Source organism: Dokdonella sp. (genome assembly GCF_039926425.1).
In the GTDB taxonomy this organism is placed as follows: Bacteria; Pseudomonadota; Gammaproteobacteria; order Xanthomonadales; family Rhodanobacteraceae; genus Dokdonella_A.
On the sequence record NZ_JBDSWZ010000154.1, the window covers coordinates 1 to 9,943 of the forward strand.

Here is a 9,943-nt window from a genome sequence, read left to right on the forward strand (position 1 = left end):
CTGGCGGTGCCGCATGGCTGACGGCCACCGAATGGCCGTTTCGAAATGAGGGGTCGGCAGCACGCCCGGGGGACGAGCGGCTGCCAGGCGGCCCACGCTGATCTGAAATCGTACAGACCAACTCGGACCGGTAGATGATGACGGGCGGAAGCTTTTTCCTCGCCTCTGGCCAACGTTCTGCGCCGCGTACATCGAAGTGATCCGACGCTCCATCCCTCATTCAGCAGCCGACGCGACGAAGCAAGCTGTAGCGTCACTTGCTGCAGTCAACTTCGGATGAGACGATCGCGCCACGACCCTCCCAGCCGCCGACAAACACCGCGGGGTTAGGCTGCAGGAATAGACCGCAACGACGGCGCAATTCGTTGATGATTTTAAGAAGTCACTTACAGACAGGCGCCTGTACCCCAAGTTGCGCTGCGGGAAAACATCCCACTTCGCAATCGAATAGTAGTTAGGTTTGCCTCGGGAGCACCAGTGGAAGATCAGGCGGAAAGCCCACAAATCCCACGCTGGCAGCGCGTCGTTTGCGGCGCTCTTGCCCTCGGAGGCGGAACTGCGTTGTTCGTCATGCTTTGGCTCGTCCTAAGAAACGACTCCCACTCTTTCGGAAGCGTCTTGCTCTTCATCGGTGGCTTGTACGGTTTTTTCCTCTTTTCGTACGCGGCCATTAAAGGAAGGCTACCTCGCTTCGTCCAGCGGCCACGCGCTCGCAATCGGCATACCTAACTTATCGTCCAACGCGACCGTGAAAGGTTGCCGCGAAATCGGGCCGCCTCGCGCGGCGCGTTAACTGAGGCGTTAGGTGTTTGTGGACACTACCGAATGGTCCAGCATGCTTGTCTCGCTCATTGATGGAGTCTTAGACTCCTTGCAGCATACTGAATCGGAAGCACTCCGCGACAAATTGCGCGCTTTTTGAGGGCAAGCTCTGAGCGCAAACACGGAGGGCTCAAAAATTCTTTGCGAGCAGCGCTTGGAAGCTTATTTGCAGAGCACAGCGCAACTTCGCGATGCGGTCAGTCAGCACCTCGCGCCGAAGGTCCTAGAGGCAGTACAGAATGCTGTTCATGCGCTAGCCAGAGCCACGCATGTATTTGGCCAATGCAAGTAAAGCACATAACAATTCATTCCAGCGGACGCGCTGCGCGCGCCGCTAAATTCAGGCGTTATGCGTGGTCATGCTTGGTGCGTGGGTTCTTTGGTGGAATGCATCGGCGACGCGATCTGAGATTCCCAATTGAACGTACATTGCGGCTGACAGAGTTGCCTTTCGTCGCCACCGACCCGCTTGGTCTTCGTGAGATGACCCTCGCATCCCGACCTTCGCGGGCTTAAGATCGCTTCAGCCCGCCGGGTTCACCGACCAAATCAGGCGCATAACAATTCATTCAAGCCGACACCGCTTCGCGGCGCGGCTTAATTCAGGCGTTATGCGGCAGAGCAAACCATGCAAGCAACTTGTTACATGTGTGGAGCGGCCGCGACCTCATCGGAACACGCGCCACCCAAGTGCTTCTTTCCTGAGGCCAATTTAACTGGCCACGACCTGCGTCGAAACTTAATTACTGTCCCATCGTGCGACCTGCACAATGCGGCCAAGTCGAAAGACGATGAATATTTAAGGGCGATCATTCTTCTTGCAGCTGGTGCCTCCAGCGAGGTCGCCAAGGCCCATTTCTTTGACAAGCTTTTGCGGGCGGTTAAACGTACACCACATGTCCATGCAGCGTTCATCAAGCCAGTTGGCCTAAAGCTCGATATCGGCGAGATGTTAGAGATCGACTTAGCTCGTTTCAACCGCTGCATTTCTGCAATCGCCACTGCAATTTTCTTTCACAAATACGGAATTAAGCTCGAAAGGTCGCTTCACGTAATTTCGCCAAATCTCTACGCTCAAAATCAAGCAAGCGTAGAGGTTCCGGCGCCGCACCTCGCGGCAATAGACGTTACTCGGACGTTTCTCGCTCACGAAACTACAGGCGGCGAGAACCCCGCAGTGTTCATGTATCGTGCGCGCTATGATTCCGAAGGCGGTCTGTACGCTTTCGCCGCTGTCTTCTACGAAGCATTCGAGGTGTTTTGTGCTACCCAGCGTGCCTCGTCTGCCGCATAACAACTCGTTCAAGGCGGACGGCTACGCCGCCGCTTAACTCAAGCGTTAGCTCGCAAGGAGCCCGCGTGACGAACTCCAAAGTGACCATATTCGCTCTAATATTGGCCCTAGCCACTTCCAATGGCTGGTGGCTATACCATTCGCTCGATGTGGGTGTCGTGCTCACGCACCAAGACGTGTCGCTGCGCGACAACAGAGAAGCGTTGGCTCAGGTTCTCGCAATCTTGCCGTTAGTGATCCATTCCGGCGCGGATCGCCCTCATGTGCTAATGGCCGCTTCAGGTGCTGCACAGCACTTCGATTCGTTCGAAAAGGACGGGTATGTTTGGGTGGGCGCCTTGGGCCTCAAATTTGATGACGGCGGCCATCTTTTAGAAGCCGTGCGAGCGTGGCAGTAAACCAAGCGTTGCGAGCTAATATTCGTCCAACGCGATCGTAAAAGGTCGTCGCGAAATCGGGCCGCCGCGCGCGGCGCGTTAACGCAGGTGTTAGACCGCAAACTATGTCTTTGCCGCTACTTCGAAAACTTCAGCAATCGCGCGAGTCGCGCCAGCTTCGCAAGCAGGCGTGGCTTAGGCAGGACTTGCCAGATGCAGACGGTGTCACGCCATTTCAACGCGCCGCCGTCGCTTCCTTGCAGGCTTCGTTCCCGGGCATATCGTTTTCTGCTGCTGGCGGCAAGGAGCGCTACCTAAACGGTATGCTACCCGGGGCAGATGTAACACTTTCCATTTACAGGGACGGCGCTCAACTTCAGACAAGTACAGCAGAGTTCCGCGCCGAGCGCTGGGACTATGAGAGTCCATCTGCTCTAATCGAAAAGCTCTTGCTCCATGGCCGCGAAGCATTGCGGTCTAACTGATCCTCCAAGCGAACGGAGTACCGCCGCCGCTTACCCTCATCGTTAGGCCTCGATGGAAAGATCAGATTTCTCCCTTCAAGCGCGCACAGCACACGCGCGTTTCAAACGCGCGTTTATGCTTTCGAGTATTCCAGTCAACATTGTTCTGGTTTCCGCACTCATTGGCATGATTGCATATGTCAAAACGCGGCCGTCTCCAAACCTCGTCGTGCTCGCGTCTATTTCCTTGTTTGAAACCATCGTTGTGCTCATTTGGTTCTTATGGTTGCGCGCTTTCTTTGCTCGCTTTGCCCCGGGGTGCAACGCTTGCGGCAAATCACTCAGCTTGCTCACGTGGCGCACCGCAATAGCGGCAAACAAGTGCCCCAACTGCAAGCACTGCCTGTTCGACGCCCAACTGTTCGTTCAACGCGACCGTTGAGGGTCGCCGCGAAATCCAGCGTCTTAAGCGGCGCATTAACCCAAGCGTTGGGTTTCATATGGACCACTTTCGTTCCTTCGAGATTGAAGCGCTCATGTTGCTTGGCGCTGAGATACTAGGAGAGGCCCTGGTCAATGCCGTCGTTCGTGACGCGGAGTTCGTCAGCTACGACTACTCCGGTGTCGGCTACTGCCTGACCGTTCGCCATCATCACCTGCCGAGTACGCGCATCGTGCTTCATGAACCAATGGTTCTTGGTCGTGTGGGCGAAATGTTGGGTAGCTATCTGGCCTTCGTTGAGCATCACGAGCTTATGCTCGAGTACGCCGGGTTCGCCGATGTCCCGGACAACATCCGAGATCTTGATGTCCAAGTTGAGGTGCAAGCCAATGCGACCTAACAATTCATCCAACGCGACCGTTGAAGGTGGTCGCGAAAATCCGGCGCCCCGCGCGGTGCGTTAACTCAAGCGTTCGTCCGCAGAGAGCCTCCCCCACATGAACCAGCCCGTCCCAACGCTTTACGAATGGCTCGGTGGTATCGAAGCACTGAATCGCTTGACCACGCGGTTCTATGAGCGTGTGCGAGACGATGCGATCCTTGCTCCCATCTTTGCCCACATGAGCGATGAGCATCCACAACACGTCGCGGTATTCCTGGCTGAAGTCCTCGGCGGCCCGACCGAATATTCCGCGATCCATGGCGGCCACGCGCACATGATCCAGCAGCACCTGAATCGACATCTTGAGCAAGCCCAACGGCGACAATGGGTCGCCCTTCTTCTTGACACGGCCGATGAACTGCAGATGCCTGAAGACCCAGAGTTCCGGTCGGCCTTGGTCGGCTATCTTGAATGGGGCTCAAGGCTTGCCGTTCTCAACTCCAAGTCTGGCGCCACAGTTGATGCACATGCGCCGATGCCGAAGTGGGGCTGGGGTGAGGTTAAAGGCCCTTACTTGCAGTGATGCGTGAAGAACAATCCACGCTGCGGCCTCATCCCTCAAGGAGCTGAGGAACGAGGGAGATGTGTGCATATGAGCAAGCAGGTCCAGTCACCGCAACGACACACTCGAACTCGGGCCGGACATGCCTGGCCGCATCGCCGAGCTGGGCGATTCTTTCGCCCGCGACGTCTCCCAACGCGCGTAAGCTGCGGGCTGATGATTGATTCGAGGCGGACGGCGACGACGACGCCCAATTCCAGCGTCAGGGAACAGGAGAAAACGTGGCGCGCAAGAGTTCTTCCGCAATCGATGAGTTGATCGGCAATCTGGATCATCCGCTCGTACCTGATATCCAGGCGCTACGCGCATTGATTCTTGGCATCAGCCCGGCAATTGGCGAGGAGATCAAGTGGAATTCTCCAAGCTTTCATACGTCCGAGCATTTCGCAACCATGCGACTGAACGGAAAACCGCCTCTTCAGCTGATTCTGCATCTGGGTGCAAAAAAGCAATCGATTCCTGTTGGAGCCATTGAAGACCCACACGCAATTCTCAAATGGCTCGGGCCGGATCGCGCGGTCGTGAATTTGCCCACGGCAGAGTCCTTTGCTCAGGCGCGGAAGCCGCTCGTCGCTGTGATCCGGCCGTGGTTGCAGCATGTGCCGCCGGTCGATGCGGGCTGACAATGCGGTCAAGCCGACTTGCTGGGAGATTTTCCGATGGTTTCCGACGAGGCGTCGCGCATCGGCGGATTGCCACGGCATAGGAAGTTAAGGCATACAAGATCGGGGCATGTTCACTGACCAGAGCCTGGCTTGTATCGAGGTGGTCAACGACTGTCCCAAGCCGGTCACTCCCCTGCAAATCTCGGAACGCGGAAAGAGAGCAGTCAATCGCCAAGTGCATTCTGCTCAGCGAATTTGATGCAACGTCGACCCAACGAGTTGGACGCTCCGGTAATGTCGTTGGTGGCCTGCAACGAATCATTGCGGCCATCGTCGTCTCCCTTGATCCTCTCGCTTCTTGCGAGGAAGATCGCGGCCTGCGGCCTCGATGGGCTCCGCCTCTCGGGCTTCTCGCCACAAATTCCAGGGAAAATCGACGTGCTGATTCGGCCGATTCGCGAAATGGATCTTGAGTCCTGGCGGCCTCTATGGAATGGCTACAACGCGTTTTACGGGCGCCACGGCGACAAGGCGCTCTCACCGGACATCACGCAGAGCACGTGGCGTCGCTTTCTTGATCCGACAGAGCCGGTTTTCGCATTGGTGGCAGAGTGCGATGGGGGTCTGGTCGGGCTCACGCACTACCTGTTTCATCGCAGCACAACCAAGATCGAGTGTGTGTGCTATCTGCAGGACCTTTTCACTGATCCTGCGGTGAGGGGCCAAGGAATCGGCCGAAGACTCATTGAATCTGTTTACGAACAAGCGAAACTCGCTGGCGCAAAGCGGGTTTACTGGCAAACGCAGGTCACCAATGATGCGGGCCGCGCGCTTTACGACAAGGTTGCGACCCATTCGGGGTTCATTGTCTATTCGCATGAAGAACAGTGATGCCTGCCCGTTCGTTCAAGGCGACCGACTTCGCCACCGTTGAGCTCAGGTTTCATGCATAAAGACCGGATCAATCGGCGCGGCCTGGCACTTCTCAGGTACTGGTCCCGACTTCGCGGACGAGCGCCGACGATTGTCGAGGCGTTTGCGCGTCAACCAGCGTGGTATTGGGCTGCGAATCTCACCGTAGCAGCGTTCGTGGTACTCGACGCATATTTCAACGGCGACCTCGTTTCCCATCTTCTGCTTGGCTTCGTAGGCGGCGCGTGGGCAAGAGATCTCGGCCGCGTTTTCCAGTTTACCCGTGAATGGCCGCACATCGATCGAGCCCTTGATTGGCACGCTGTCGAACGTGAGCTCGCGCGCGCACCTCAAGGCGATGCATAACGATCACCTCAAGCGAGCCCGCGAAGCGCGCGGCGAGCAACGTTGCCCGACTGCATTGGGCCGCACAGCCTCGTGGCAGCGACATGGTCACGCATGCGGACGAGGCATCGTCACGCGTTACAACGAGAACGCGTCGAGGGCCGTCAATGAATAGCTCCGTCAGTCTCGCCGAATTGCTGTTGGCGTATGAATGGGTCAGCGCGGGCGACGCCGGTGCGGGTGAGTGCGAGGTCTATATCAGCAGGGAGATGGGGACGCACCACTGGTGCGGCGATGGAGCCGACGAGGACACGCCGGATGATGTCGGCGACGAGAGTCTGTATGTCGCGGTTCCGCGCAGGAGCGAACTCGATCTCGGTCGATCTCTTGCCCTGCGCTTCGTCGCAGAGCGCCTTCCCGGCGAACACGACGCCACGTTGGATTATTTTCGCAAACGTGGTGCGTACGCGCGATTCAAGTCAATGCTTGCGCGAAACGGCGAACTCGCCGCATGGCATGATTACGAGCAGCAAGCCACGGAAGCGGCGCTGCGTTCCTGGTGTTCTGAACATGGGTTCACTCTTGTGGCATAGCCACACGTTTTGACGCTGTATCACGAACCAGCGTTTCAAGTGACCTGGCTCATCGGCGTCGAGCGCGGTACTGGGGCGCAAACCGGCGGACAATCCGACCGTGAAATCCCTACGCTGCGAACCGTCGGACAGCGGGTCGACCTATCGCGCGTGCCAAGCGGCAAACCCCTCAACGCAACTTCGTCGCCCGGCGCGCGATGAGTTCCGCCGGTGCAGCAAACGTGTCGGCGCGTGACGCTGCCCAGAAACGCTGGAACACGATGTGTTCCGGGATGCCGGCAAGCAGCTCACCCGGTTCGAGGAACCGATAGAGCGTCGCGAGCGAACGCACGTCGTGCGACGACACGCGGCGGATCACGTGTTCGGGGCCGAATTCGCTCGGATGATCGAGACCCGCGGCCTGGATCAGCTCCTTCAACGCGCGCAGCGTGTTGGCGTGGAAGTTTGCGACACGGGTCGCCTTATCCGGCACATCGAGACGGGTCCAGCGGCGCGCGTCCTGCGTCGCGATGCCGGTGGGGCAGCGATCGGTGTGGCAGCTCTGTGACTGGATGCAGCCGAGTGCGAACATGAAACCGCGCGCGGCGTTGCACCAGTCCGCGCCGATCGCCAGCGTGCGCGCAATGTCGACCGCGGTGATCACCTTGCCGCTGGCGCCAATGCGGATGCGATCGCGCAGATTCAGCCCGACCAGCGTGTTGTGCACCAGCATCAGGGCTTCGCGCAGTGGCGTGCCCACATGGTCGGTGAATTCCAGCGGTGCCGCGCCGGTGCCGCCTTCGCCACCGTCGACGACGATGAAATCGGGCAGGATTCCAGTGGTCGTCATTGCCTTCGCGATGCCGAACCACTCCCACGGATGGCCAATTGCGAGCTTGAATCCGGTCGGCTTGCCGCCGGAGAGTTCACGCATGCGCGCGATGAATCGCAGTAATTCTTCCGGCGTGTCGAACGCGGAATGGCGCGATGGCGACACGCAGTCTTCACCCATCGGCACGCCGCGCGTCGCCGCGATCTCGGCGCTGACTTTCGGTGCCGGCAGCACGCCGCCGTGGCCGGGCTTCGCGCCCTGAGACAGTTTCACTTCGATCATCTTGACCTGTGCGAGGCGTGCTTTTTCAACGAAGCGCGGTTCGCTGAACACGCCGGCGCGCTCGCATGCACCGAAGTAGCCGGAGCCCAACTCCCACACGATGTCGCCGCCATTTTCGCGGTGGTAGTCCGACAGCGATCCCTCACCGGTGTCGTGATAAAAGCCGCCGCGACGCGCGCCTTCGTTGAGTGCACGGATCGCGTTTGGCGAAATCGAGCCGAAGCTCATCGCTGAAATGTTGAACACGCTCGCCGAATACGGCTGCGTGCACTCCACGCCGCCGACGTCGATGCGGAAATCGTGACTGTCGACGAGGCTGGGCCGCATCGAATGATTGAGCCATTCGTAGCGCTCCTCATACACGTTGATCTCGGTGCCGAACGGTCGCAGGTCGAGTACGTCCTTCGACCGTTGTTTCACGACGGCGCGTTGCAGATGCGAGAACGGCGCTTCCTCGTTGTCCGATTCCACCACGTACTGGCGCAGCATCGGCCGCACCATCTCGAAAAAGAAGCGCACGTGGCACAACAGCGGATAGTTCCTGCGCAAGGTCGAACGCGACTGCGCCAGGTCGGCGATGCCGATCACGACGAGCACCGCGCTCACGATCGCAACAGCCTTGGCCGTCCGACCGTCCTGCCACGCGAGCACCGCAAGAATCAGAACCACCACGCTCGCGACGAATGCGAGATAGCGTGAAGGCAGCCACTTTTCCATTGGAACTCCGGTTTGGGTCGTGCGCCGGAGCGCACATTGCGATGATGCGAGGATAGACCGTGGTTTCGAGCTGCGCATTGCGGGCTAAACTTGCGCCATGGAAGACAGCGAACCACCGAAGACGCCACGCAAGCGCAAGCCACGGGTGACGACCGGCGATGCGGCGCCTCCCGACGATGCAGCTTTGCCGGTGAAACCGACGAGACGTCGCACCGCGGTCGCACGTCCGTCGGCAGACGACGCTCCGTCCATCGCCACCGATGGCGCGATGCCCGCGCCGAAGCCGCGCGCGCCCCGTGCGCGAAAGCCTGCGCCACCGAAATCGTCCGACGTTGCTGATCTGGGCGGTGATGCCGAAAGCGTCGCGCCGTCTCAAGGCACGCTGCTCTCGCCTTCCCGGCCAGATGCCGCCAAGGCTCAGATGCAGCCGGTGCGAACTGACGTCGACGCGGAGCGGCAGACTTCCACGCCGACGCCGACGCCGGCTCAGCCTCCGACTCAGCCTCCAGCTCAGGCGTCGAACGCGCGTCCCGACGCCGCGCAATCCGCGGTCACTCCTCGACGTGTCGATGTGATCGTCGCGGAAGCGTCCGTCGTCGCGCCGCCGTCGACCCCGGACTCCAGCGTGCCTCGTGCGCCGGACTCCGGTTCGACCAAAAGCGCCCCCTTCCGCCCTGCGGGCACCTTCCCCCGCTACGCAGGGGAAGGAATGAATTCGGTGTCTACTCCGGCACCTTCACCGTCACCTGCACCGTCACCGTCACCGTCACCTTCACCTTCACCTTCATCTTCATCTTCATCTTCATCTGCACCTTCACCTGCACCGGCGCCGGCGCCAGTACCGACCCAATCGCCCACCGACGCGCCGACGACCGTTTCGCGTCGCGTGGTACCGGTCGTCGTCACGCCCGCGACCGCACCACAGCCCGTCACTCCGCGGGCGATGAACCCTGCTCCGCCTCCTGCGGTCGCTACTCCGACTCCGACTCCGACTCCGACTCCGACTCCGACTCCGACTCCGACTCCGACTCCAACTCCGACTGGCGCGCCGCCAGCGCCGCCGCGGTTTGAACAGCCGATTCCTGCGAAGCCTCCGGTTGAGTCGTTGCCCGCTCGTGTCGTGCTGCCGCCTGCGGAGCCGGCTCCGGCTACGCCCGCGCGTCCGACCGTCTCTCCAATTCCCGTGGCTGCGCCGCCGAGCGCACGCGCCACGGAGACGCCCGAACGGCCGCCTGCGCTGCAAAAGAATGCACCGGTCGCGACGACGCGCGTGGA

9 protein-coding genes are annotated in these 9,943 nt (G+C 59.8%); 7 read left to right on the plus strand and 2 right to left on the minus strand.

The genetic code is table 11. From position 1 onward, the window contains the following. Positions 1 to 1,450: 1,450 nt before the first annotated feature. The 6 genes from ABIV12_RS09130 to ABIV12_RS09155 all read left to right on the plus strand — a co-directional run bounded on the left by ABIV12_RS09130 (position 1,451) and on the right by ABIV12_RS09155 (position 5,899). Positions 1,451 to 2,116 carry a hypothetical protein gene (locus ABIV12_RS09130; RefSeq protein WP_348058478.1) on the plus strand — a complete coding sequence of 222 codons (666 nt, stop codon included), beginning with the start codon at positions 1,451 to 1,453 and terminating at the stop codon, positions 2,114 to 2,116. Between the two features lie 65 nt (positions 2,117 to 2,181). After that, positions 2,182 to 2,514, plus strand: a complete 333-nt coding sequence (locus ABIV12_RS09135; RefSeq protein ID WP_348058480.1) for a hypothetical protein — start codon at positions 2,182 to 2,184, stop codon at positions 2,512 to 2,514. Between the two features lie 943 nt (positions 2,515 to 3,457). Then, positions 3,458 to 3,799, plus strand: coding sequence for a hypothetical protein (locus ABIV12_RS09140; protein WP_348058482.1), 342 nt, complete (start codon positions 3,458 to 3,460; stop codon positions 3,797 to 3,799). Between the two features lie 97 nt (positions 3,800 to 3,896). Continuing rightward, on the plus strand, positions 3,897 to 4,364 hold the full coding sequence (locus tag ABIV12_RS09145) for a group II truncated hemoglobin (protein ID WP_348058484.1): 468 nt from the start codon (positions 3,897 to 3,899) through the stop codon (positions 4,362 to 4,364). Positions 4,365 to 4,624: 260 nt separating this feature from the next. Next, positions 4,625 to 5,026, plus strand: coding sequence for a DUF1801 domain-containing protein (locus tag ABIV12_RS09150; protein WP_348058486.1), 402 nt, complete (start codon positions 4,625 to 4,627; stop codon positions 5,024 to 5,026). Between the two features lie 444 nt (positions 5,027 to 5,470). Further along, positions 5,471 to 5,899, plus strand: a complete 429-nt coding sequence (locus ABIV12_RS09155) for a GNAT family N-acetyltransferase (protein ID WP_348058487.1) — start codon at positions 5,471 to 5,473, stop codon at positions 5,897 to 5,899. 45 nt (positions 5,900 to 5,944) lie between these two features. On the opposite strand, the gene ABIV12_RS09160 is transcribed toward ABIV12_RS09155, so the two are convergent. After that, entirely contained in the window at positions 5,945 to 6,241 is a 297-nt protein-coding gene (locus tag ABIV12_RS09160) for a hypothetical protein (RefSeq protein ID WP_348058489.1), read from the minus strand. A 191-nt stretch (positions 6,242 to 6,432) separates the two neighbouring features. On the opposite strand from ABIV12_RS09160, the gene ABIV12_RS09165 reads away from it, so the two are divergent. Next, positions 6,433 to 6,858 carry a hypothetical protein gene (locus tag ABIV12_RS09165; RefSeq protein ID WP_348058491.1) on the plus strand — a complete coding sequence of 142 codons (426 nt, stop codon included), beginning with the start codon at positions 6,433 to 6,435 and terminating at the stop codon, positions 6,856 to 6,858. A 169-nt stretch (positions 6,859 to 7,027) separates the two neighbouring features. Here ABIV12_RS09165 and ABIV12_RS09170 read toward each other — a convergent pair whose 3' ends face one another. Then, positions 7,028 to 8,668, minus strand: coding sequence for an FMN-binding glutamate synthase family protein (locus ABIV12_RS09170; protein WP_348058493.1), 1,641 nt, complete (start codon positions 8,666 to 8,668; stop codon positions 7,028 to 7,030). Positions 8,669 to 9,943: the final 1,275 nt, after the last annotated feature.

Excerpts from the sequence above, each read along its gene's own strand:
- ABIV12_RS09130 (WP_348058478.1), top strand. The coding sequence starts at position 1,451 with ATGCAAGCAACTTGTTACATGTGTGGAGCGGCCGCGACCTCATCGGAA.
- ABIV12_RS09140 (WP_348058482.1), top strand. The coding sequence starts at position 3,458 with ATGGACCACTTTCGTTCCTTCGAGATTGAAGCGCTCATGTTGCTTGGC.
- ABIV12_RS09155 (WP_348058487.1), top strand. The coding sequence starts at position 5,471 with ATGGATCTTGAGTCCTGGCGGCCTCTATGGAATGGCTACAACGCGTTT.
- ABIV12_RS09145 (WP_348058484.1), top strand. The coding sequence starts at position 3,897 with ATGAACCAGCCCGTCCCAACGCTTTACGAATGGCTCGGTGGTATCGAA.
- ABIV12_RS09170 (WP_348058493.1), bottom strand. The coding sequence starts at position 8,668 with ATGGAAAAGTGGCTGCCTTCACGCTATCTCGCATTCGTCGCGAGCGTG.
- ABIV12_RS09165 (WP_348058491.1), top strand. The coding sequence starts at position 6,433 with ATGAATAGCTCCGTCAGTCTCGCCGAATTGCTGTTGGCGTATGAATGG.